Below are 22876 nucleotides of genomic sequence, written 5' to 3' on the forward strand. Positions count from 1 at the left end.
TTTAAATAATTAATTAAAGTGAGATTTTAATTCGGTCAGCAGTTAGTGCAACACCAACTTTATTAGTTCCTGTACCAGCTACAATACCACCAGCTCCAGCAAACACAGCAGTTCCAGGTGTAAGAGCCAAGGAAGTACCACTTTTGTTTTCAATGATGCAAGAACCTTCAACAGCAAGGCTTGTGCCAGCTTTACGTGAGTAACGTGCTATACCAACTGGAACAGTAGAAGCGGTTGCAAGGATAGCTTGACCACTAGAGTTAAGAGAAACTACTGCCCCTTCTGGAATATCTACTGATGCAATCACATTAATGATGCTGCCATCTAAGATAGCTGAGGAAATGAAACGGTATAGAATTGTGTTGTAAGCTACATTTAACATAGAATTTTATAAATATAAATTATAGAGATTAATAACCTTTCCAAGACTTAACTTTACGTTCTGCTTGTTGAGGTTGAAAGTTAACTGAAACACCAGGCTTAGTAGAACTATTACCTGCTGCCTTAGCGGTTAAAGCTTCTAAAGCTGATTTAATTTTAGGGACTGTATTAGTTTTCAAATCTTCTTCAAAAGCTTTTTGCTTAGTGAGAATATCTGCATCTACTTCTTCTTGAGTAGAACCAGTTGGTTGAATTCCTAACAGCTTTACAATCCTTTGAAAGTCAGGTTTAGCCTTTGCGATCGCAGCCTCATAATCAATTTGAGGAGCTACTGGTGTAAGTGTTTCTAGACCTAAGTCTAATTCAGTTTCATTTACTGATTGTGTTTGCTCATCCATAGTTAAGTTTTTTGTAATAGTTGAGGTATTTCATCTAGAGGAATGTTAACTAAAAAGTCTTCATAATTCTCATAATAAAGAGCATTTAGTTGTGTGGTAACTTCATAGCTTCCATCCTGCCAAACTGTTATGTAAAACTCATCATCTTCTAAAGAGACTTTTACTTTCATATACTAAATGTAATTATTAACTATTATTAATTGTATTATCTGGGTCGGTTTCAGTTGCTGTATCTATTATATTAAATTTAGTCTCAGTAGTACTAATAGCTCTATCCGAAAATAATGTACTATTGTCTGCATTAGGCACATCCTTAGAATCAACAAAAGAAGCAGAATATTGAATGTTTAAACCTTTCTCATTATCTAACTGTTCTAATTCTTTAATTGCTTCTTCCTCACTTAATCCTTCTGACTGAATTAAGTATCTTTTACGTGATACAAGTTTATTTTTTACTGCTTCAATTTGTAGCTTTCTGTCTTCTACATTCCTGGGCATCATATCAGGAAGTTCTATTCTATAGTTAATAGTAATTCCTAACTCTGCAAATATTGTAGAAATAGCTGATAATAAATAACTTGCTCTATTTAAAGTGGCCCGTTGCAAGGGTTCATAAAGTACAGAAAGAGAGGATGAACTACTGGCTGACCTAGCATTTTGTAGTTCTAAAACCATTACACCAGTTAAGCTATAAATATCTTGTAGAATAATTAGTCGTTGGCGCTCTAAATATGTTGAATCAATTGGCTGTAAATAACCAATTTTAGGAGTAATACCTGACTCAGCAGCAGCAGCACTAATAGGTAAATGTATAATAGATGCAGCATCATTAGTAAAAGCAGTTTGAAATTCAGAAGAACCAGTGGCAGATTCAACTGATTCTCCTCTAACAGAATTACTTCTACCAATTACTGCTGGGGCGGAAGTTCCAATTGTAAATAATTGAGGCTTGTGGTGCTTACCATGCAGATTAATTCTACTGCGGACTTCAGAATATTCCAATTGTAGAAATACAATTCTATCTACTGCTGATACAGATTCCCTGCCATTTAAACTATCTACTACTCTAATAATAGGAATGCGATCGCCCATTTCAATAGGTTCACTACTACCCACTTTCATAAAATATTTAAAGTTAGGAAGGTCTAATAAATCTAAATCACTTTCACTTTCTGCTGGATTAATAATTGCTAAGTAATGCTCAACATCAATAGTTTTATATTTGTTTTCAGTAGCATTATAAAACTCTCTTTTCTCTTTTAGATAGACAATTTTAAGGGGGTCTGTTGGGTCAACCTTTACATCTTTTACATCTAATGATTTAATATGTCTTAGAACACCACCACTAATATCAATGAAGCTTTCTCCATATAGTGGCACCTCTAAATACAAATCATTTAGTAAGATATATAGTTTTAATTCAGTTAACTTAGCATCAAGTTCAGTTTGTTCAGCAGAGTTAGTTGCTAAGAACTTAATCTTCTTTTCAAAACCATCTCCTAATAAAAATGCTCTAATTTGCTCTACTATTAACTGAACTAACTTTATAGGCAATTCCTTACCAGTGGCAGGGTTGATACCTTTATAGGCATCTGATAATTCTTGTTTTGTAGCCATTTGAAATAATATTTATAACTAATTTATACTACTATGTTAACTGAGTTGAAAGTAGGATAAAGTCAGTTTACAGAAATAGATAGTAGTAGGGTTAAATATATATGTATCTGTATGGGGTAGTCGGGGGCAGGTGACTTATAGCGGCAGGGTTAATTAAACTTTTATTAGTTAACTGTATTAATGTTTAATAATAGGGTGATATACTATCCCTTTTTTATTATTATGTTAATGCCCTTAACATCAGCGCAACAAGATTGTGTAAGAACCTATTCTGCTTCTTAGGAAGATTGTGTGTCGGTTCAATTCTGCTTGTTGAATGAAGTTAGTTATCTAACTTACTTATAGTGGTACGCCTCCAGAGGTGCTTTGACACAGGAGTTGAAGTTAAACTATAAGTTCTCTACAGAAGTACGCCTCCAGAGACCCCTTGAGGGTGGAGTTGAAGTTAACTGTAGAGACTAGCTGATTGCCTTACTGAAAGCGGTTATCTATGTGAATACTTATTACTGAACGCAATGGTTAGTAAGTAATAAGTAGCTCTCTAATAACTAATGGAAAAGCATCTATGTGTATGAGTACGGTGAGCTATGCTTGCCAGAGGTACCATACAACTGTAATAAGACTGGAAGTGAAAACAATGGTTAGTAATTTCCAAAGAGTCTATTACTTTAGAGCTTAGTAGATTAGTTAGCCCTACCTTTGGTGGGGGAGAGTTAGCATAGGTGATTAGGCTAGTAGGTAAGGTGAGGGTGTATACTCCCTAAGTATACATATATCCATTCTTTATTCTTTTCATTCTATAAGAGACCTTTAGCTTCTCACTTATGCTAACTATATTGCTACGCTTACGTGCTAAGAGATGTCAGGTTTATCTGCTCACCATTGAGTAGTATCCTGCACCTACTAAGAGAACATTAGGTGCTAACAAATTAACATAGCAATCTTCTCACACACAGCAGAAGATTAGCTTGCTGATATTCAGTAACGGTTTAATTAAGGCTATCAATAGGTAGACAGCAAAGCTTAAGTTAACTATGCTTCATTAACAGATTAACAAAGCTTTCTAATTAGTTTATTTAGTGGTAGACAGCAAAGTAATACGCTCTATCAACATTAAGGAATAATAAAATGAGTACAACATATTTCAATCAAGCATTAATAGAAGTTCAATCAACTGAGTTTACTGAGGATATGAAGGCTGTAGTTAGGTTTACATTTAAGTTAGCTAGGGTGATAGCTTTATTGTTATTAGCTTTGTTTAGTTTAATTAAACAAACTGTAGACAGCAGAAGACAGGTGGCTAAGGTAAGTTAACTAACTGAAGTAGACTTAGTGGAAGTAGTATCCACAATTACGCACCTGAAATGTGAAGAAAGCTATATGCAGTCTGCTACAACTTTTAGCCAGCAAAGTGAAGTTAACTGAGTTTAGCTGAGTTAATTAAGGTATTAGACTGAAGCAAACTAAATTAGTTGAAGTAAAGTGAGCTGACTTAGTTGATTAACTTAGAAGATGGCTGAGGTAAGAAACCTGAATTCAGATAAGTTATTGCAGTTATCAAAAGTTACAGGTTGTAAAGGTTGCCTTACTTGACTGAAGTTATCTTTGAGTTTTTATCAATGGGTGAATGTATTAGTTATCTTCTATTACTGTATATATGTTTATGGATAGCGGCTTAATTAGGTTGCTCAATTAATACAACTTTAGCTATGGCCATTAGTTATGGAACAGAATATAATAGGTGTATAAGCGAACCTAGAGATTAAAACTTATGAAACTAGATAAAATAACTTCAATCAGATTATTTGCAGGTCACAATTCCAAGCTTGAAAAAGTAGCTCAGCTTGAAGGACTTGATAAAAGTGACATTATCCGAAAGGCAGTTCAGCTTTATTTGGCTGAGTATGAGAGTCATCCTTTCTCTTCTTCTTTAACTTAATCCTATAAATAAAACCAGCTCTTATAAAAGGGCTGGCTAAATAAATTACTCAAATAAATTTTAAAATAATACTTCTTACAATTATATGACTAAACTAAATATTCAAACCATTGATAGCTCCTTAGTAGTAGATTCAAGATTGGTGGCGACTGAGTTGGGTATCCAACATAAGAATCTAAAAGAGCTGCTCAAAACTTATCAAGCTGATTTTGAAGGCTTTGGAAGGGTCGCGTTTGAAACGGAGACCTTAGAAACTGCTGGAGGAATTCAGCAAACTAGTTTTTACTTCTTAAATGAAGACCAGTGTTATTTACTTTTAACCTTTGTTAAGAATACTCCTGAAGCTAGGCAAGCAAAGATTAATTTAGTTAAAGCATTTAAGGGGGCTAGAGAGAAGGTTATTCAACCCCAATTACCTAATGATTACTTAACTGCGTTGAAAGCTTTAGTGGTTGCAGAAGAAGAGAAGAGCCAACTAGCATTGAAGGCTGCTGCTGCTGAATCTAAAGTAATTGAGATGGCTCCAAAGGTTGAACTATACAACGTTATATGTGAAGCAGGTCAAAACGTTAAGGTAGGGGATTTAGCTAGGATTCTATCTATAAAAGGATTGGGACAGAATAATCTGTTTGCGTTTCTTAGAAAGCACCAAGTATTATTTGGTCAGAATATTCCTTACCAGAAGCATATTAATAGTGGCTACTTTACTTGCATACAAAAGACATCATATAACGGCAAAGTTTATACAGTTACTTTGGTTACTCCTAAAGGGGTGGAGTTTATTATTGGACTATTAAAAGAAGCTGATTATATTATCCCATCCAAAGCCGCTTAAATATTTAAACGAAAGGGTAGGCAATAGACTTACCCTTACTCATATATTAACTACTATACTTAGTATAACTTTTATCTATGGATATTAATAATGTTTTTGGTGGCAGTGAGGAAGTAAGCTCTGTCTATTCAGGCTATGTAATTAACAAGTATAAGGTGATTAAGGAGCAGTTAGACTATGTTGATTCTCTCGTAGGTGGGTTCAATAAAGATACTCAGCATCTATTTAAACATATATTAGTTAGCTCATTAGTAAACTTAGATTGGTCTGAGTGGATACCTGTTTACTCTGGGTTGATTAAGAATAAGTTGAGGGAGGCTAGTTGGAAAGTATTAGAAGAAGCAGGCTTAATTGAGGTAACTGAATACTCAATTGTTATGCACAAGAGTAGAGAGTTCAAAGTATTAGATAATCTTATACTCAAATTTATACAACTAGCACCAGTTAACGCTGAAGATAGATTTAAGAGTGATAAGTATAACTTATTTACTGGTAAGAAAGATAATAAAAAGCAGGTTAGTAGAACTGTTGATGGCAATGACAATGAGTATTCTGAATTAGTAACCAGCTCTGTAAGGATAATCAAAGAAAGTTTATTTAATATGACAGAGATTAAAAAACATATAGCTGGGCTGGAATCTAAATTACAAGATGCTAAAGATACTTATGGTGTGGGTAGTAAAGAATACAAGACTGCTTTTGGTCAGTATAAAGCAGATGAAACTTGGTTTGCTTCTATAGATAATAATGCTTTACAAATAGATGAGAACCTATGGAGTTATGTACCTGTCTATGAGGTAAAGATGAGTGGCAGAATTTATGCTATTAGAGGATTACAGTGTTGTAGTAGAAAGATGAAAGCAGCAGCATATACTGGGGTAAATGAATTGCGTAACTATGATTTGAAAGCAAGTCAAGTTAGCGGGTTACAGCAGCAGTTTGAATTAGCAGGGTTGGATACAAGCTGGTTAGAGGAGTACAGAAGTAACCCTAATGCTAAGAAAGAGTATGCTGCCCAGGTGGGTATATCTGTAGATTGTTGGAAGAGTTGCCTATGTAGTTTGTTGTTTGGGGCTACCTTATCTAAACCAAATAAGCATACCTCTAAAAAGATGTCAGCACAGATTGAAAAGAATAAGCATAAGATGCAAGCTATTGACACCGCGTTACTTAATTATCTCTATGAAGAATCAGGTAGGGATGAAGTTAAAACATTGGAGTATTTAGCAATGTTTAATAAAGTGGTAGCTCCACTCAAAGAACAATTAGACCTGTGGCATGATTGGTTACTAAAAACTTGGGTGCTTAAGGCAGGTAGATTGGGTAGAGGATGTATCTATTTAGAGAATGCGGCTGGTATTAAGTTTAATTACACTAAGGAATCTAAAGCTCATCCTGAGTGGAAGTTAAAAGCTATGCTATCTGCATTTATTCTACAGGGAATTGAATCAGCTTTTATACACGCGCTAACCGTAGAAAGCTTGAAGTACTCTTATAAAGTGGTGGCTAATGAGCATGATGGATTGATTGTGATAGGGGAGATACCAGATGAAGCAGTAAAGCAGGCAGCCTTTAGGAGTGGATTGAAGTATTGTGTATTAGAAGAAAAGGCTATAGCTTAATGGGCGGGAGTTAAATTACTTTAGCCAGTAGAAGAAGAATTGAATATAGAGAGAAATGGGCCTAACTGAAATCAGATGGCCCCATTCAGTTTAATTAGATATTTAGTTAAATTGAGTGCATAAGTTAACAAAGTTTTAAGTTAGCCGCAAAAGTTAGGTAGGTTTAGGAAGGAGGTTGAATAGCTAGGGAAGTTGGAGAGAGGGACAGAGAGAGGGAGGTAGAAGGTAGAGATAAGATGATATAGAGAATGAGGTAAGTTAACTTATAGGTATCCATATATAGCTAACTATACACTCCTCTAACCTTTACTCTACAAGCATTTCAGCCATTTAATAGTTCCCCGTTTTTGAAATTAAGCATCAAGCAGTTATTAGTTAATTAACCCCCATTAATCTGCTTGATTTTATGTTAATCAAAGAATAAATATTATTTATTGGTGATTTAAGTCACATACGTTAGCTAGCTTGATGGCTATGGTGGGCAGGTACTTGATTAAACAAGTGTAAATATGACAGAGGATGATAACGTCGCGCCTAAACTTGACCCAGTTAAAAAAGAGGTGTCTGCTAAGTTAAATAAAGTTCAATTACTATTACTGGAAGTATTCTCTACTAATATTGACGGTAATCTACTTTATGACTCTAGTAAGGTGGTGGCAAATATGGTAGCTAACCCAAATAACCCGCCAGAGTATATTGCTATGGTGGAACACCTATTAGAAAAGAATGAGGAGCTAATGCACTATATAGTAAATAGAGGAATAAGCTAACTTAATATTAGCTCCTTCATATAAAGAAAACCTGATGGTCAACCCCTAAAAACAGAGGCTCATCAGGTTATTATTTTTCTAATTTAGTCTTGTTTATCCTCTTCACCTTCTATAATTTCTTCATCAATTTCATCTTCTTCAGCATAATCAAAAATATGTTGCCAGATTTTATTACCTTCTCGCTTGACAGTGTACCCATTAACAAGAATTTCATCTCCATCTTCTAATTCAGAAAGTAAAGTCAAATATTTTATCAAAGCGGGAAGGTTCACTTCCATAGGGACTCCTTAGTTGATTGATGTTTAAAATATTTCTGGTACTTCAAGTTGTTTGATTATTCCTGAATAATGCTTGTAGATTACTTCAGGAGAATTACCCACCATGTCAGCAACTTGTTTAACACTAATACCTGCTTCCAAACATAGGGTAATAAAAGTGTGACGGCAGTTATATTGAGGTAAATAATATCTAATCAACTTATCATTGACTAAATTATTTAATACTGGTTTCCATGTTCTATTGAGAAAATTATGCGTATTTAGCTCTCTACAATTGCGTGAACAAAACAATAATGTTTCCCCTCCTCCATACCCAATATCATTCAAAAGCTCTCTCAATTGATTATTGATAGGAAATAATCTAATTTGGTGAGTTTTTGTGTCTTTCCTTATCCTGACATCAGAAGGTACAGCTTCAGCAAATGTGATATGTGTAGGAGTAATATGTTTCCACTTCAATGCCACAGCTTCTTCAGGTCTACAGCCTGAGAGAAATAATAGACGAACATAATTGGCATAATATGAATGAGGCAGTGGTGAATACTTAGGACAATATTTATTGCTAATAAAAGCATCAACAATAATACTTATTTCCTCTCTGTTAAAAGTGAGTATAGTACTATCTTTTCTTTTGGTCTTAATACCTTTAGCTAAATCTTTGAAAGGATTACTTTCTATTAGCTTAGATAGGACAGCCCAATTACAGCAAGCATTCAGTTGTTTAAGAGTGCGCTTGGCTGTTTCAGCAGAATAAGTACTCAGTAAATGATTCCTTATCAACACTGCTTGATTAGCATCAGTAGTAGGTAATGCTTTGATGCGCTTCTCTATTAATGAGTAGTCACGGACAAGAGTTGATTCCTGTACTTGACCACTTTTAAACTGAGTATACTTTTCCCATAACTCAAGTAGGCTGTATACCTTTTGTTTCTTAGGGGTAGCGGTGTGGTCAGCTTTGTATTTGGCAAGGGTAGGGTCAAAATAACCAGCTAGGATATCTAACTCTATTCGTCGTGCCTGAATCTCAGCAGCAACTTGATTCTCAACAGTGTCAGCTAAATTTAATGATAAGTATTTCTGATTGCCATTAAATAAAGCTCTAGGAAATCTTAATCTAAGATAACCTTTAGATACTTCAATACCAACTTTCATGGTAATCCTTTGACTATTTTGGATAGTCATTGGATAGTCAAAGGAGAGTTAAAACAAAGATTCAGCTTCCATGACCACCAATGTACAGAAGCTGAAACCCTTATATTATCGTCTTTTAAAGTGGCTCAGGTCGGAGTTGAACCAACGACCCCAGGCTTATGAGTCCCGTGCTCTAACCAACTGAGCTACTGAGCCATGTCTTTCCAAATCATTAACTAACATAGCATATAAATTTGCTCAAGGCTAGCCTTTTTTGCAATTTTTTTACAGCTTTCATCTCCGTTGAACTAATAGAAAGCAAAAGAGGGAGTTTACCTCCCTCAACTAACAAGGCAATGATTTCGTTATAGATAGCCTGTTTTACACGCGTTGGGGTAGGAAGGCTATTGGGTTAACAGCTTCTTTACCTCCTGGATGAATTTCAAAGTGGCTGTGTGGGCCAGTGCTGTGACCAGTAGTACCCATTAAAGCGATTGTTTCTCCTTGATGCACCTGCTGACCAGGTTGTACCAGAATTTTGCTGTTATGAGCATAGCGAGTCGTGCTGCCATCAGGATGGCGGATTTCAACAAGGTTGCCGTAGCCACCGTTGTTCCAGCCAGCTTTTTCTATCGTACCTTCAGCTGAAGCAACAACTGGTGTACCAGTGGAGTTAGCAATATCAATTCCCTTGTGCGGTCTTCCCCAGCGCATACCAAAGCCAGAGGTAAGAGTGCCCTTTGCTGGCCAGGTGAAAGCTATGGTTGAGGAAGAAGATGGAGGAGGTGTTAGTTCGTCAATGGGTTTGGGCAGATATTGATCAACTGCTGCCAAAGGTGGTATTACCTGTGGAGAAACAGTTCTTCCCCGCATCATTCCTAAAGAGTCAGAAGCATTTACTCTTCCAGAAGGTGTTGCAACCTTTACGGCTACTGGAGTACGAGAGGGAGTCCACTTACTAGGAGAACCTAGATTAGGCAAGAACTCTGGGTTTAGTGCCTCACTTGGGCGTACAGGAGTACCAAATTGGGGTTTAATTGGCTGAACGCTATAGTTACTCCGAATCGGTGTAGGAACTGGAATTTGGATTGCTACACTATTCGGTTGAGCCGCATTAGGTACGGTGAAATTATTGGGAGTAGAAACAGGAGTGAGGATCGCAGCATGATTAGTTTCAGAAGGTGCTGCTGCCACAACTGAGTTACCAGACTGTTGGGTGCGATATTTCTGCTGTAATCTCTGAATTTCAGCTTGTAAGCTCCGCAAACGGTCATTATTGTTATTGTTGACCCTTGCTACCCTATTTGCTGGTGCTTTAAACTGTTGCATTTCGGCAAAAGTTTGTGGCACTTGATTTTCACCACCGACGCCGTAAGAAGTAGCGGTGGGGGCTGTTTCTAAGTCGGTTGCACTATTTGCCTGAACCTGAACAGTTACCGGTGTAGGGACGGTAATGTTACTGTTGTCGGCAATAGCTGGTGATGGTGAACTAGGTAAATATGAGTTGGCACTACCAATATTTATAGGGGAGTTGTTTACTTTTGGAGCTTTTCTGGACTCTACAAAAGTAGGACTCGCTACAGTGGCGTTACTTGCTACAGTTGCCTCAATTTGTTGAACAGCAGGAATAATTAGTTGTTGGCTAATTTTCAGTTCATTTGGATTATTGAGGTTATTTGCCTTGACTAGTTCTGATACGGAAGTGTTATATCTGCTGGCGATCGCTGCTAGTGTATCTCCAGGCTTAACTTCGTAGGCTGTTCGAGTCGAGGACGCAATAACTGTTGGTTTAGCTGGTGTTAGTGCAGTTGTCTGTGTCTTCTGTTTTAACTTCGATATCAACTTCGCTTTGCTTGCATCGCCAGAAGTGTCCGACTGGGCTAATACAGTCTTCTCAACCACAGTTGTTGGCTGTGCCAACCCCATATCAGCTTGTGATAAATCTTTAGTCTCCCCAGACCGCAACTGTGCCAGACTGTTTCTTAAACGGTTCGATTTTTCTTGTAAACGATTCAGTGCGAACTCTTGTTGCGCCTTAAGTTGTGCATTTATTTCACTGTTGACTGCCGTTGACGTTGCCACTGTTTGTGGCTGGGCAGTTAGTGATGCATTTGCAATACCAACACCATCAGCACTAGACTCAGACAGATTATTGACTGTTGGGAAACTAGCCTCTGCTAAGGTATTGTTTAATCCCTGTGCCACTTGGGGCTTCAAGTAGGTGGAATTTTTATAAACTGCTGTTCCTTGGGAAAACCTTTCTGATGCAGGAACTTGCAAAGACATTCCCTTTGCTGCGACTTGCCATTTAGCTTCAAGCCCAGGCACTTGTGAGACTGCCGTTGGTTCCACGATAACAGGATTTTCCGGCACGCTCGCTGATGAGACTGCTTGGGACTCCAGCTTTGTGGAGGCAAATTTCACCTCAGTGTCAGGAATAGCAGGAATTGTTGAGGTTGCCTTTTGGCTACCTACAGGCACTGCTGCTTGGGCTTGATCGCTTTGTCGAGTCACCAAAAGGCTGGTTGCTCCCATAGAGATTGCCAAGCCAATCATGGCGGCTTTTGTCCGCACCCGGCGGTTAACTTTTGGATTTATCACATTTAGCAGTTCTACCGGGGCATCATCGCTGCTGGGGTTATTGTTCAACACAGCTTTCACTCTCTTTTTCAATGCTCGTTTCAAAGACGACCTCCTATGATCACTAGCGCTTAACTGACCTCGATTTTTCAGTTGGATACTAGTAAATGATTTAGATCACAACGAATGATAGATCAAGATCACATTCACCAGAGATGCTTACGCAAGATTAACCTGCTTCTCTGATTTAAACAAGTTCACACGTATTAGCAAAAGTTAAATTTTGCTGTGTTTACTTGTCCGAACCACTCCTCACACCACTTAGGACGTTTTACTTTTTACCATTGTCCGCTATTGTCTTGCGTCAATCGCGGGGACTAGACAAACTATATGCCAAGTCCATAGTCGCTGCCGAGAATAAAATTGCTGCGACTTCTGGAAAAATGATGCCCCCCACTGTAGATATCTTCAAGATATTTCTACCCAATCAGTCTTCTCAACACGAGACTTTACGTTGATTATTCCCTAAAAAACAACCGTATGATCTATCGGCTACTTTGGGCCTACTTTCTAACGTTGCTCGAACTAAAATGGCTCAAACGTTTAATATGACTGGATTTAGCTATTTTTACCCCCAATTTAGGATGCTTCAGATTCATCAAAATCTATCATTCAAATTTGGCAATATTCCAACTTTTATATACAGATTTCTTATAATAACCCTCCTATCCTTGTAAGTATCTTCCACTACAATTTCGTAAATAAACCAATTTTAGGTATCTTGTTTTACATATTATTGCAGTAATCAAGAAAACTTTTACTGCCACAAATCTTTCGTCTAATAGATAACTAGAAAATTTGTAAGTATATTTACTTATGAATATGAAGGTAAATAACTATTGTAGATAGCCTAACTGACGACGGGTTTCAAATAAGCTAATTGCTACGCTTACTGAAAGATTCAAGCTGCGAACTCCCGGTTGGTTCATGGGAATATACAGAGTAGCATCGCAATCTGACAAAATTGCTGGTGGTAAGCCGGTAGTTTCACTACCGAACAGCAACCAATCATCTGGTTGAAACTGAAAGCTGACGTAATTACATTTTCCACGGACACTAAAACCTAAGCATCTGCCTCCACGCTGCTGATGTACGGTTTTAAAGGCTTCTAGCGATTCGTGATAATGCAGTTTAACGTAAGGCCAGTAATCCAATCCTGCTCTTTTGAGGTAGCGATCGCTAATTTCAAATCCCAAAGGCCCCACCAAATGCAACTCTGTACCCGTAGCTGCACAAGTACGGGCAATATTACCTGTATTAGGAGGAATTTGTGGGTTAACTAAAACTACCTGGGGCATTGACCGTGTAATCTACGTATTGTATAAAAAAATTTCCTGTCTATGTTAAATCTACCAAACGGTAGAGGCGATTCATAGGTTTTGTTAATAATAATCAAGCATCCTCCATTAATTAGATTTTTAAAACGAGGCCCAAACGCTTCCAAAACAATGTCTAAGGGGATGTTTAGTTAAAATTAGTAAATATTAAGTTTTGTGTAGAAAGAGAAAAGACTTGTGTCTTCTAGGTCTAGTACTGCAAGACAGAAGTCAACTCCTTTTGATAATTAAAAATTAAGAATTTTTAATTGGAGTGTACTCAATACCGTTAGGTTAAGGAGTTTTTTGGTTGAGGCAGGTGGAGCATGGGAAGAAGAGAAGCAGGGGGAGAAAAGAACTACTGGACAATAACCTCTTTCTTTGGGTTTATGCGGTTTGTTTCTCAACCCCCTCAAAATTAATGAAACAGCCTATTAGGCCCTGCCAAACACACTGCCAAGGGCACGCGCCATATTTTGCGGTTGCATTGCATCCATTGCGGCGGTGGGTTCGTAACCGCAGTGAACCATGCAATCGGCACACTTGGGATTACCACTCTTCTGGCCATATTGACTCCAGTCAGTTTGTGCCACTAATTCTTTGAAAGTAGAGTAGTAACCTTCGTTTAGCAAATAGCAAGGTTTTTGCCAGCCGAGAACGCTATAACTAGGGCTACCCCAAGGCGTGCATTCGTAATCCTTTTCACCAGTGAGAAAATCTAAGAACAGTGGATTGTGATTGAAGTTCCAGTTTTTTTCACCAGCTTTGTATGGAGCCAGAATTTGCCGGAATAAGGTGCGTGTTTGTTCACGATGGAGAAAATGATCTTGATCTGGTGCCCACTCGTAACTGTAACCGGGAGAAATCATCATCCCGTCAGTATTAAGGGTTTCCAGAAAGTCGAAGAACTCTTGCATATCTCTAGGTTCAGTACCCTCAAAGATAGTGGTGTTAGTAGTGACACGAAAGCCTTTAGCTTTAGCAGCGCGAATGGCTTTGACAGCAATATCAAAAACACCTTTGCGATCAACACACTGATCGTGCAAGTCCCGCATCCCATCTAAATGGACGCTAAAAGTCAGGTAAGGGGAAGGTTGAAACTTATCCAGGCTCTTTTCTAACAACAAGCCATTGGTACACAAGTAAATATATTTTTTGCGCTCAATTAATCCCTGAACAATCTCATCAATCTGAGGATGTAGAAGCGGTTCTCCCCCTGGAATTGAGACAACTGGTGCGCCACACTCTTCTACTGCGGCAAAGCACTGTTCTGGGGTAAGATTTTGCTTTAAAATTTCCTTTGGATGTTGGATTTTACCACAACCGGTACAGGCTAAATTACACCGAAAAAGAGGTTCCAACATCAATACTAAGGGGAAGCGTTTACGTCCTTTCAAACGCTGGGTAACAAGATACTTCCCAATATCCATAGCTTGTTGTAGATTAACTGCCATCTTATTACTCCTCTGTTGGTAAAAACACCACGTTCTCAACCCCAAGATTTATCTGCGGGGTCTTTCATTTTGAATTTTGGATTTTGAATTCCCTAGAAGGGTTGACATATCCCTGAGCAACAAACCAATCTACAGCATCCCTAAGTGCCACCTTTAGCGGAGATTGGGGTAAACCCAATTCTCGTACTGCTTTGGCGGCATCGTAATACATAGGTTGTTTTGCCATCCGAACACCATCTAATGGCACTGAGGGCGATTTCCCCAAGGGTGCGAGAATCTTTTCATCAACCCAGGCAACACTAAGGGGGAGCCAAGCGGGTACTGTTCGTTGAGGTGCTATTAGACCTGTGATATCGGCGAGTTGTTCGAGTAGTTGCTTGAGGCTTAGGTTTTGATTACCTAAGATATAGCGATCGCCTGATTTACCCCGTTGCAAAGCCAGTAAATGCCCCCATGCCACATCCCGCACATCGATAAAATTTAAACCAGTATCTAAGTAAAAAGGCATTTGCCTACGCAAGAACCGCAGGATTATATCACCTGTCGGGGTAGGTTTGATATCCAACGAGCCTATTGGGCTACTGGGATTGACTATAACTACCTCCTGACCTTTAGCAACGGCTTGTATGGCTTCTTGTTCAGCGAGAAACTTAGACTTTTTGTAGTCACCAACCAGCTTTTCTAAGGGACTCTGATGTGTCTCATCGACGACTTGACCAAATGATCCTACCCCAATTGCCGCTACTGAACTGGTATAAACGGTGCGCTCAATGCCAGATTTCTGGGCTGCTGCCAGCACATTGCGAGTACCCAAAACATTGTTCTGGTAGAGTAACTCCCGGTCTGTTTGCCAGAGGGAATAATGGGCTGCCACATGAAATAGATATTGACAACCTTTCATCTGTTGCCAGAGATTTGGATCGTTTAAATCGCCTTTGACAATTTCCACCTTCAAACCGCGTAGATTCTCCAAATTGCTGCTTGAGCGTACCAGGGCTTTGACATTGTATCCCTGTTGCAGCAACAACCGTACTAAGTGGGCACCAATAAAGCCTGTACCCCCGGTGACAAAAACTTGCATCAACTTCTCTCCCGCGTCTGAAATCGGGGAAACCAATCATCTAAAATTGCGTAAACTACCGGCACAACAATCAAACTGAGGATAGTTGAAGTCACCAGTCCACCAGCGATCGCTACAGCCATTGGCGATCGCAATTCCGAACCAGCACCAAAACCTAATGCGATCGGTAGCATCCCTAAAATAGTCGAGGCAGTGGTCATCATAATTGGTCTGAGGCGCACTAGTCCGGTGTTGAGGATTGCCTCGGTACGGTCTAAGCCAGCGTTACGTAACTGATTGATGTAATCCACTAGTAAAATGGCATTCTTATTGGCCAGCCCCAGCAAGAACACGAAACCAATCAGTGAGATCATGCCAAAGTCGCTTTTGGTGATTAGTAATGCCAACATTGCCCCCACTATTGCTAAAGGCAAAGAGACACCAATTACTAGAGGGTCTACCCAGCTTTTGAACAGCAAAATTAGTACGATGACAATACACAAGGCAGATAAAGCTAAAGTAGTGCCAAAACTGCTAAAAACCTGACCTTGGCTAGCAGAATCTCCACCTAAATTTAATGAAACATTAGGAGGTAACACCGCCTTAGCTTCAGCTACCACTTTGTCAGTAGCATTACCTAAGGATAAATCCTTGCCAAGATTAGCACTCACATAAGCCACTCGTTGATTATTCAGACGCTCGATTTGAAAAACTGTACCCTGTGGATTTGTTTCGCCTGTGACTGTGACATCAGCAAATCCCGGTAGTTTCTGAATTCTCTCTTTAACTGCTTTGGCTGCTTTGCTTAAGGCTTGGAGATCATTACCGCGTAAAGCTATCTGGAGGGGTTTTTGACCGCCAGAATCGACAAATTGAATATCTTCGACACTAGTAGTTACCCCAGAAATAGTAGGTAATGAGGAGCGGAATTGGTCTTGTAGTTCGGCAGTTGTGATTGTGCGGTCTTTTTTAAGCTTTACATAGAGTGTGCCTTTGTTCGGCTCACCCTCACGAGAACCAACAGTGGTAAATACCGTTTCAACTGCTGGTGATTTTCTTACAACCTCTTCTAGTTTCTTTGCAACCTCAAGAGAATCATTTAAAGGATTGGGAATTGGGAATGGGGGATTAGGGATTAGGGATTGGGGATTGAGGTTTATCCCCTGCTCCCTTGCTTCTGTGCCCGCCTGCCCCTCTGCTCCACTAGGGATACTCGGCAAAGGAGCTGTATAAGCAATATTAAATTCGCCGCGATCAAGTTTAGGAATAAAGCCTTTGGGAATTAGTGGAATTAGTACTATACCTGCGATGAAGCTGAGTACAGCTAACCCGATAACTATCTTGCGATGATTCAAAGACCAACTCAGCAAGTTTCTGTAAAATTGGGTAAAGGCTACCCAGATTTTTGCTTCTTGACGCGGGGAGAGTGAGGATTTAGGTTTCAGCCAGTAGATAGCCAGAACTGGAGATAAAGTCCGAGCAACTAGCATCGAAGCGAGCATAGCGGCTGAAACAGTGATGCCGAAAGGCTTAAAGAACTGACCGATTACCCCGCCCATCAACCCTATGGGTAGAAAAACTGCTACTGCTGTCAAAGTGGCGGCGGTGACTGTCAACCCAATCTCATTTGTAGCTAAAAGCGCTGCTTGGCGAGGAGTTTCTCCATCTTCTACGTGTCGCATGATGTTTTCCACATCAACGATCGCATCATCAACAATACTACCAATCACCAAAGCTAAAGCTAGCAGGGTAATTGTTTCCAGGTTAAAGCCGAAAATCGCCATGACGATAAACGTCGCCAACAAAGACGTAGGAATCGCTAAGGCAGAAATTAGAGTGGCTCGCCAATTCCATAGAAAAGGGAAAATTACCACTATTGACAACAAAACTGCTTCCAACAGCGCATCAATTGTTGACTGTGTGGCTCGACGGATATATTCTGCTTGAGTAGCAGCTAAAGTGAGTTTGACATCCTTCAGACTAGACCGTAGCCTTTGGACTTCTTTCTCAACTCGACTCACTACTTCCAAAGTGTTAGCATTGCCACGTTTGATTACCTGAAATGCGAGTGCATTTTGCCCGTTGAACCGGACTAATGTTGCCCCTGCTTGGGGAATAGCTGCACTCGCATTCAATGGATTTAGGGGAGGAGTTGCAGTAGCACTACCCAAGAGTGAGACTTTTAGCACTCCTGGCAGTTTAGCGATCGCACTTACAATCTCGTCTTTCGCCAACTTTGTCAAATCAGTAAGATTCCGTGAGGAACTCTCAATGGCATAACTAATGGCGGCTGACTCATTTAAATTCAGAGGAATAATTTTAGAAGTTGCGCCTTGAGGCAAAGTCACCTGCTTGAGGGCAATTTCAACTTCTTTAGTCGATGTTTCTAAATTCGTCCCAACGGCGAAAGAAAGGCTAACGGCTGTTTGACTAGGATAAGTGGATGAGCGAATATTCTCCAGTCCTTCTAGGGAGCGGAGGCGTTCTTCCAGGGGTTTAGTGAGCTTCGCTTCTGTATCCAGGGCAGTTGTCAGGGGGGCTGTAGCATTCACAACTACCACTGGAAATGTAATATCTGGAAACAAGGCATACTTGAGGGAACTGAAAGCCAGAACACCAGCTACTGTTACGGCAATCCAAAAACTCACTGTCAGCCACGAAAATTGAATCGCCAATTTAGAAATATTGAAGACTTCTCGTGCGGATTTGGAGTTATGAAGCTTTACCATCTTGGAAAATTATCGTGTGGGTGACACAATTATTTAGTCATGCTACAGCAATCACCCTCGGTTTGCGAGTTTTGGTTACTACTAAACAGCAATATTACTTATTGTCACTCAGATATGACCTAATCTTTAATACAAAAGGAAACTTCAAAGATGAAACTTGGTTCTGTTGAGCATAGGACTATTGCCTAATTTTTTGCCCATCAACACAATTCTGGTACCTCAGGGAGCAGAATATAAAGCTGTCTGTCGCGGATTAAGCGGCGTTACTGGTTCGATCCCAACGGTAGTAGCGATACCTGTTGGCATGAAGCCTTTACTTAAATATCTACAACAAGGAGAATTTTTAGCTCCATCCAGAGTGCTGATTATGGGTATCTGTGGCAGCTTGAGCGATCGCTATACAGTTGGTGATGTTGTTTTATATCAAGATTGTGTTTATCAAGGGAAGCGGTTAGAGTGCGATCGCACTTTCACAACACAATTACACTCTGACATATCAGAAAAAGCCTCATTAGTCAAGTCTATGACAAGCGATCGCGTAATTTGGTCTGCTGCCGAAAAACGCCGTTTAGGTGAGATGGCTGCTGATGTTGTTGATATGGAAGGATTTACAGCCCTAGAGTTTTTCAATGCGGCTGGAGTTACAGTGGCAATGCTGCGAGTAGTCAGCGACAATTGTCAGCACGATATCCCCGATCTCACACCAGCAATTAACTCTGATGGCTCCCTAAATCCTTTCCCTTTAGCGATAGGAATGCTTCGACAACCCCTTGCTGCTACTCGACTGATTCGAGGTTCGTTAACAGCATTAAAAGTGTTAGAGCAAGTTACAAATCGGCTTTTTTCTAGCAATAAATAGGCGACTAGAAGTCGCCACTACAAAAACATAGACGCTTTGCGGCTTTCCGTAGGGTAGTCTACGGAGGTGGACTAATATAAAATCAAAGGTTTGCCCTGCTGCGAAGGCAGATTTTGTCTCATGTAGTTAGGCTACTACTTTTGGGAATGGAAGGGACAACCCCCTGCGGTTAATTTTTGAAGAAAGACATTATTATCAAAATAATGCTCTAAAGACTCAATCTTCAAATCATCACTCACACGAGCAATACTAATTCCTACGATTTCTATCGTCTCTCCTGTGGGCGCATAGTCTTTATAGGAACCATTAAATGTTCCCCAATGCCGCCACTTAAAAGTAACATTAGGTGGACCCGAAAGGACTTCTGTTAATTCCCAAAGGAAGCCATTAGGAAAAGCATTATGAAAAACCTGAAATGAAGATTCAAAGGTTTCTGTTTCAGAGCTATATTGCTCACTTTCACCCAGGAAGAGATTATAAGTACCTTCGACTGCGACATCCTGAGCAGTGTATTGTTGTCCTCCATTGGTACTCATCTTAAACTTATCAGTAACAATCGAAAGCCACTGTTGAGGATTAGATTTAACGGTTCAGTTAAGGCTAAAACTGCTTATTGAAGTGAATTTTTTTAACGAACCGCCAAGGACGCCAAGGACGCAGAGAGAAGAAAGAAATTCTTAACTGAACCGTATTGTCTTATATTTGCTTTGATATGACATGAAGACAAACTAATAAATATTAATAGAATAACAATCAATCCAGTTACGTATTAATGCTGAAATTTCTTATAGAATAAGCTTTACACAAACTTTATCGTTATATATATCAAGTAGAAAACTAAATTGGGAAGCATAATATATAGCCTTATGAGGGTTGGGTTCCACGAAAGCTTATTCCAGTAAATAGTGAATCAAAATCCTTTTTTGTCAGAATAGTTCAGAACTAATTAGCTAACTATCAAATATTATTTATGAAACTCAATCATAAGCTCTACCTCTACTCGTTTTTAGCTCATTTCGGATGGCTCAAAAAAAGTTACACCGCTAAAATTATGTTGGTGGCATTTTTGGGCACTCACGTACCACTTTTGACCTTACTTTTGAGTTTCGTCATCTCAAACTCCTATTCTTGGGAAATGGCGGCGCGAGTTATGATTATTGCTCTGTTGGCGACGTTAGCGGGTACAGCCGCCACCCTCTATGCGCTAAACCATCTCCTCAAACCAGTCATTTTGACATCTGCTACATTGCAAAATTATCTGAACACCAAAACCCTACCTGAATTGCCCACAGAATTTGCTGATGAAGCGGGTACATTGATGGCAGATACCTCACAAACTCTTCATAAATTAGATGAGTTAATTCACTACATCAGTAATTATGATGATCTGACTGGATTGCCCAATCGTGATTTATTCTGCGATCGCCTCCATGAAATTCTATCTAAACCTGAAAACAACCAGCGCCTTGTAGCTGTCTTTTTGCTAAGTATTGATGATTTTACTGGTATAAGTCATGGGTTAGAGCATGAGACAATAAATTTGTTGTTAAGAGCAGTTGCCCAGAGGTTATCAACCTGTATGGGACAAACAGATATCCTTGCCCATTTGAGCGGAGATGAATTTGCCCTTGTCCGAACAGAGATTCATTCTTTTGAAAGTGTGATTAAGCTATCTCAAGTGCTGTTAAGTACTCTGAGCAAACCCTTTTCTGTTGAGGGTAACTCAATTCATATCACCGCCAGCATTGGGATTACAATTAATGACTTAAATGAGCGCAATAGCGTAGACCAACTTTTGCAACAGGCTCATATAGCGCTTTACCAAGCAAAGCAACAAGGGCGTAGCCAATACCAATTCTATTCACCAGAAATTAATACTCAGTTGCAGGAGCGACTGACATTAGAAAATGAATTACATGGGGCGCTTGAGCGCAAGGAAATGGTGGTTTATTACCAACCTCTGATTGATTTACATAGTGGACAAATTACAGCTGTAGAAGCGTTGATTCGCTGGCAGCATCCTACTTTAGGTATGATTTCTCCAGCAAAGTTTATTCCAATTGCAGAAGCCAATGGTGCGATCGTACAAATTGGCGAATGGGTTTTGCGAACTGCTTGCGCCCAAAACCGTGCTTGGCAGCTTGCTGGATTTACGCCAATTAGGATGTCTGTGAACCTGTCATCTCGACAGTTTGAACAACCGTATCTGGTTGAAGTCATCAATCAAATTCTTGAGGAAACTGAACTCCAAGCATCCGATCTGGAACTGGAAGTAACAGAAAGCTTCTTGATGGGTAACATCGAGCGATCAATTAAAACCTTAAAACAATTACGAGAACTCGGTATATGGTTGGCTCTAGACGACTTTGGCACTGGTTATTCTTCCCTAAGCTACTTGAAGCGCTTTCCTGTGAATATACTAAAGATTGATCAGTCATTCGTGCAGGATGTCATGTTCAATCCTGATAGCGTTGCCGTCACCAATGCCATTATTGCCCTCGCAAAAAGCCTCCGGTTGAGTATTACGGCAGAGGGAGTAGAAACCCAAGAACAGCTTGACTACCTGAAAATGCAGGGATGTGATGAAGGTCAAGGTTACTACTTCAGTCGTCCTGTCCCTGCTGATGTAATTGCCTCGATGTTGCAGAAAATTTCTCAGCAGATAGAGGTAATTGCAGCATAATAATGTAGATGCTATTCGCCAAAGAGTTACCCGAATACGTTTCGGATAAGTAATATTCACCTGCTTGTGGTGTGGGAAAAGGTAAAGGATGTCTTCAAAGCCTTTTTCTTTTCCCTTCAGCCGTTTCACCTTAATTTTGATATCATGCCATGACGTGCCAGTGATCAGGACGAGGACAAATCAACTGCCATGTCTTATATCAATTACACAATTCGCAATGGGCAACTCTTGGAGACGCTAAAAGCGAACGCCCCGCTACGCTAACGCAATGACGCTCCTACGGACGCTCGTTCCTCGCTACCGCTTCGCTAACGCAATTAAAAAACTTATACCATTTCTTTGTGAGGCTGCGCCAAACCTTCTTAAATTCTTTCTTTCTTTGTGTCCTACCCTGCGGGAAGCCACTTCGTGTCTATGCATCCTTTGCGGTTCGTTTTTCTTCCTTGTACTTAAATATGGTTTAGCGCATCTTCATACAGAATTGGTATTAGCCCTCTTTTGTTACTACGGGGGGAGAAAAATGCTTGAGCAATTGCATGAAATAGAGCTTGTAAGGCAATCATGGGCAAATTGTACCCTTTCGAGGTCTAGGCGCAGTATAGCAACCAGACTTATCTTAGCTTTAGTCACATCAAGTCTTTTCCCTTATTTGCTTTTTTTGGATTTTAAGCATGACTGTAAATTCTGGCATTGATGATACACAGATATCCGGGCGCTGGATTCAAATCAGTTTTTTTATCGCAGTAGTGTTTTTCAATCTCTGTTTAGCAATCCAAGTATTCAGTGTTGGACTGGCTTACTTTTACAACTCTGATTGGTGGAACCTACATATTTGGTTGGTACGAGGATATAGCGGATTCTCACTAATTTTGTTGATTTGGGTATATTTAATGCGGTTTCCCCCAAAAGTCCAGCGCCTGACAGCAAGTATTCCAGTGCTGCTGGGACTGCAATTTCTCACAATTCACTTGAAGACTCCTTTTCCTTTAGCAGTCTTCCACCCACTCATAGGTTTTTCCTTATTCTCTATTTCCACAACCCTAGTTCATCGGACATCGCAGATCGTATTTCCCAACCACAACCAAGGCTAAATCTGTAACTTTCAATTCTTTTAGCGCTATTACTGGAGAAATATATATTAGGTTATCCGAAGGTTCGGAATTA

The 22876-nt window shown here is 39.7% G+C and carries 20 protein-coding genes, 1 tRNA gene and 1 pseudogene; 9 read left to right on the forward strand and 13 right to left on the reverse strand.

Features of this window, described 5'->3' with window-relative positions; all coding sequences use genetic code 11:
* Window positions 1-13: 13 nt before the first annotated feature.
* Genes RMZ43_RS02955 through RMZ43_RS02970 form a run of 4 tightly spaced genes read right to left on the reverse strand, consistent with a single transcriptional unit; the run spans window position 14 to window position 2396 of the window.
* Window positions 14-382, reverse strand: coding sequence for a hypothetical protein (locus RMZ43_RS02955; protein ID WP_322654700.1), 369 nt, complete (start codon window positions 380-382; stop codon window positions 14-16).
* Window positions 383-410: 28 nt separating this feature from the next.
* Entirely contained in the window at window positions 411-779 is a 369-nt protein-coding gene (locus RMZ43_RS02960; protein ID WP_322654699.1) for a hypothetical protein, read from the reverse strand.
* Between the two features lie 2 nt (window positions 780-781).
* Window positions 782-949: a hypothetical protein gene (locus RMZ43_RS02965; RefSeq protein WP_322654698.1), complete on the reverse strand. Its 168-nt coding sequence runs from the start codon at window positions 947-949 to the stop codon at window positions 782-784.
* A gap of 16 nt (window positions 950-965) precedes the next feature.
* On the reverse strand, window positions 966-2396 hold the full coding sequence (locus RMZ43_RS02970) for a hypothetical protein (RefSeq protein WP_322654697.1): 1431 nt from the start codon (window positions 2394-2396) through the stop codon (window positions 966-968).
* A gap of 1128 nt (window positions 2397-3524) precedes the next feature.
* Between RMZ43_RS02970 and RMZ43_RS02975 the strand changes: the two genes are divergently transcribed.
* The 5 genes from RMZ43_RS02975 to RMZ43_RS02995 all read left to right on the forward strand — a co-directional run bounded on the left by RMZ43_RS02975 (window position 3525) and on the right by RMZ43_RS02995 (window position 7562).
* Window positions 3525-3710, forward strand: a complete 186-nt coding sequence (locus tag RMZ43_RS02975) for a hypothetical protein (protein WP_322654696.1) — start codon at window positions 3525-3527, stop codon at window positions 3708-3710.
* Between the two features lie 457 nt (window positions 3711-4167).
* Window positions 4168-4335: a hypothetical protein gene (locus RMZ43_RS02980; RefSeq protein WP_322654695.1), complete on the forward strand. Its 168-nt coding sequence runs from the start codon at window positions 4168-4170 to the stop codon at window positions 4333-4335.
* Between the two features lie 85 nt (window positions 4336-4420).
* Complete coding sequence (locus RMZ43_RS02985; protein ID WP_322654694.1) at window positions 4421-5170, forward strand: phage regulatory protein/antirepressor Ant; 750 nt, start codon at window positions 4421-4423, stop codon at window positions 5168-5170.
* A gap of 77 nt (window positions 5171-5247) precedes the next feature.
* Complete coding sequence (locus tag RMZ43_RS02990; protein WP_322654693.1) at window positions 5248-6792, forward strand: hypothetical protein; 1545 nt, start codon at window positions 5248-5250, stop codon at window positions 6790-6792.
* Window positions 6793-7301: 509 nt separating this feature from the next.
* Window positions 7302-7562, forward strand: a complete 261-nt coding sequence (locus RMZ43_RS02995) for a hypothetical protein (RefSeq protein ID WP_322654692.1) — start codon at window positions 7302-7304, stop codon at window positions 7560-7562.
* Window positions 7563-7645: 83 nt separating this feature from the next.
* On the opposite strand, the gene RMZ43_RS03000 is transcribed toward RMZ43_RS02995, so the two are convergent.
* The 8 genes from RMZ43_RS03000 to RMZ43_RS03035 form a co-directional block, all read right to left on the reverse strand.
* The gene (locus tag RMZ43_RS03000) at window positions 7646-7840 is read right to left on the reverse strand and encodes a hypothetical protein (protein ID WP_322654691.1); all 195 of its coding nucleotides are present in this window, start codon (window positions 7838-7840) and stop codon (window positions 7646-7648) included.
* Between the two features lie 24 nt (window positions 7841-7864).
* Complete coding sequence (locus RMZ43_RS03005) at window positions 7865-8992, reverse strand: tyrosine-type recombinase/integrase (protein ID WP_322654690.1); 1128 nt, start codon at window positions 8990-8992, stop codon at window positions 7865-7867.
* 121 nt (window positions 8993-9113) lie between these two features.
* Window positions 9114-9187: transfer RNA gene (locus RMZ43_RS03010), tRNA-Met, on the reverse strand.
* A 165-nt stretch (window positions 9188-9352) separates the two neighbouring features.
* Window positions 9353-11656 (reverse strand): peptidoglycan DD-metalloendopeptidase family protein, encoded by a 2304-nt coding sequence (locus RMZ43_RS03015; protein ID WP_322654689.1) that lies wholly within the window; start codon window positions 11654-11656, stop codon window positions 9353-9355.
* A gap of 791 nt (window positions 11657-12447) precedes the next feature.
* Complete coding sequence (locus RMZ43_RS03020; protein ID WP_322646863.1) at window positions 12448-12909, reverse strand: tRNA (cytidine(34)-2'-O)-methyltransferase; 462 nt, start codon at window positions 12907-12909, stop codon at window positions 12448-12450.
* Window positions 12910-13361: 452 nt separating this feature from the next.
* Window positions 13362-14381, reverse strand: coding sequence for an adenosyl-hopene transferase HpnH (gene hpnH / locus RMZ43_RS03025; RefSeq protein WP_322654688.1), 1020 nt, complete (start codon window positions 14379-14381; stop codon window positions 13362-13364).
* A gap of 64 nt (window positions 14382-14445) precedes the next feature.
* On the reverse strand, window positions 14446-15462 hold the full coding sequence (gene hpnA / locus RMZ43_RS03030) for a hopanoid-associated sugar epimerase (protein ID WP_322654687.1): 1017 nt from the start codon (window positions 15460-15462) through the stop codon (window positions 14446-14448).
* On the reverse strand, window positions 15462-18170 hold the full coding sequence (locus tag RMZ43_RS03035) for an efflux RND transporter permease subunit (protein WP_322654686.1): 2709 nt from the start codon (window positions 18168-18170) through the stop codon (window positions 15462-15464). Before RMZ43_RS03035 ends, hpnA begins: the two co-directional genes overlap by 1 nt.
* On the opposite strand from RMZ43_RS03035, the gene RMZ43_RS03040 reads away from it, so the two are divergent.
* A complete protein-coding gene (locus RMZ43_RS03040) occupies window positions 18140-18340 on the forward strand; it encodes a hypothetical protein (protein ID WP_322654747.1) in 201 nt (66 codons plus the stop codon). The genes RMZ43_RS03035 and RMZ43_RS03040 overlap by 31 nt on opposite strands.
* 11 nt (window positions 18341-18351) lie before the next feature.
* A complete protein-coding gene (locus RMZ43_RS03045; protein ID WP_322654685.1) occupies window positions 18352-19029 on the forward strand; it encodes a phosphorylase in 678 nt (225 codons plus the stop codon).
* A 134-nt stretch (window positions 19030-19163) separates the two neighbouring features.
* Here the strand turns inward: RMZ43_RS03045 and RMZ43_RS03050 are convergent.
* A pseudogene (locus RMZ43_RS03050) lies at window positions 19164-19613 on the reverse strand (ester cyclase); the annotation flags it as partial.
* A gap of 386 nt (window positions 19614-19999) precedes the next feature.
* On the opposite strand from RMZ43_RS03050, the gene RMZ43_RS03055 reads away from it, so the two are divergent.
* Window positions 20000-21712, forward strand: coding sequence for a putative bifunctional diguanylate cyclase/phosphodiesterase (locus tag RMZ43_RS03055; RefSeq protein ID WP_322654684.1), 1713 nt, complete (start codon window positions 20000-20002; stop codon window positions 21710-21712).
* A 671-nt stretch (window positions 21713-22383) separates the two neighbouring features.
* Window positions 22384-22803: a DUF6220 domain-containing protein gene (locus RMZ43_RS03060; RefSeq protein ID WP_322654683.1), complete on the forward strand. Its 420-nt coding sequence runs from the start codon at window positions 22384-22386 to the stop codon at window positions 22801-22803.
* Window positions 22804-22876: the final 73 nt, after the last annotated feature.

The organism is Nostoc sp. CmiVER01 (genome assembly GCF_034531135.2).
Classification (GTDB): Bacteria; Cyanobacteriota; Cyanobacteriia; order Cyanobacteriales; family Nostocaceae; genus Nostoc.

What these genes read in the sequence shown, in the direction of transcription:
- RMZ43_RS02990 (WP_322654693.1), top strand. Translation starts at nt 5,248, where the DNA reads ATGGATATTAATAATGTTTTTGGTGGCAGTGAGGAAGTAAGCTCTGTC.
- RMZ43_RS02995 (WP_322654692.1), top strand. Translation starts at nt 7,302, where the DNA reads ATGACAGAGGATGATAACGTCGCGCCTAAACTTGACCCAGTTAAAAAA.
- RMZ43_RS02985 (WP_322654694.1), top strand. Translation starts at nt 4,421, where the DNA reads ATGACTAAACTAAATATTCAAACCATTGATAGCTCCTTAGTAGTAGAT.
- RMZ43_RS03020 (WP_322646863.1), bottom strand. Translation starts at nt 12,909, where the DNA reads ATGCCCCAGGTAGTTTTAGTTAACCCACAAATTCCTCCTAATACAGGT.
- RMZ43_RS02975 (WP_322654696.1), top strand. Translation starts at nt 3,525, where the DNA reads ATGAGTACAACATATTTCAATCAAGCATTAATAGAAGTTCAATCAACT.
- hpnA (WP_322654687.1), bottom strand. Translation starts at nt 15,462, where the DNA reads ATGCAAGTTTTTGTCACCGGGGGTACAGGCTTTATTGGTGCCCACTTA.
- RMZ43_RS03060 (WP_322654683.1), top strand. Translation starts at nt 22,384, where the DNA reads ATGACTGTAAATTCTGGCATTGATGATACACAGATATCCGGGCGCTGG.
- RMZ43_RS03035 (WP_322654686.1), bottom strand. Translation starts at nt 18,170, where the DNA reads ATGGTAAAGCTTCATAACTCCAAATCCGCACGAGAAGTCTTCAATATT.
- RMZ43_RS02965 (WP_322654698.1), bottom strand. Translation starts at nt 949, where the DNA reads ATGAAAGTAAAAGTCTCTTTAGAAGATGATGAGTTTTACATAACAGTT.
- RMZ43_RS03000 (WP_322654691.1), bottom strand. Translation starts at nt 7,840, where the DNA reads ATGGAAGTGAACCTTCCCGCTTTGATAAAATATTTGACTTTACTTTCT.
- RMZ43_RS02980 (WP_322654695.1), top strand. Translation starts at nt 4,168, where the DNA reads ATGAAACTAGATAAAATAACTTCAATCAGATTATTTGCAGGTCACAAT.
- RMZ43_RS02955 (WP_322654700.1), bottom strand. Translation starts at nt 382, where the DNA reads ATGTTAAATGTAGCTTACAACACAATTCTATACCGTTTCATTTCCTCA.
- RMZ43_RS03055 (WP_322654684.1), top strand. Translation starts at nt 20,000, where the DNA reads ATGAAACTCAATCATAAGCTCTACCTCTACTCGTTTTTAGCTCATTTC.
- RMZ43_RS02960 (WP_322654699.1), bottom strand. Translation starts at nt 779, where the DNA reads ATGGATGAGCAAACACAATCAGTAAATGAAACTGAATTAGACTTAGGT.
- RMZ43_RS02970 (WP_322654697.1), bottom strand. Translation starts at nt 2,396, where the DNA reads ATGGCTACAAAACAAGAATTATCAGATGCCTATAAAGGTATCAACCCT.
- RMZ43_RS03005 (WP_322654690.1), bottom strand. Translation starts at nt 8,992, where the DNA reads ATGAAAGTTGGTATTGAAGTATCTAAAGGTTATCTTAGATTAAGATTT.
- hpnH (WP_322654688.1), bottom strand. Translation starts at nt 14,381, where the DNA reads ATGGCAGTTAATCTACAACAAGCTATGGATATTGGGAAGTATCTTGTT.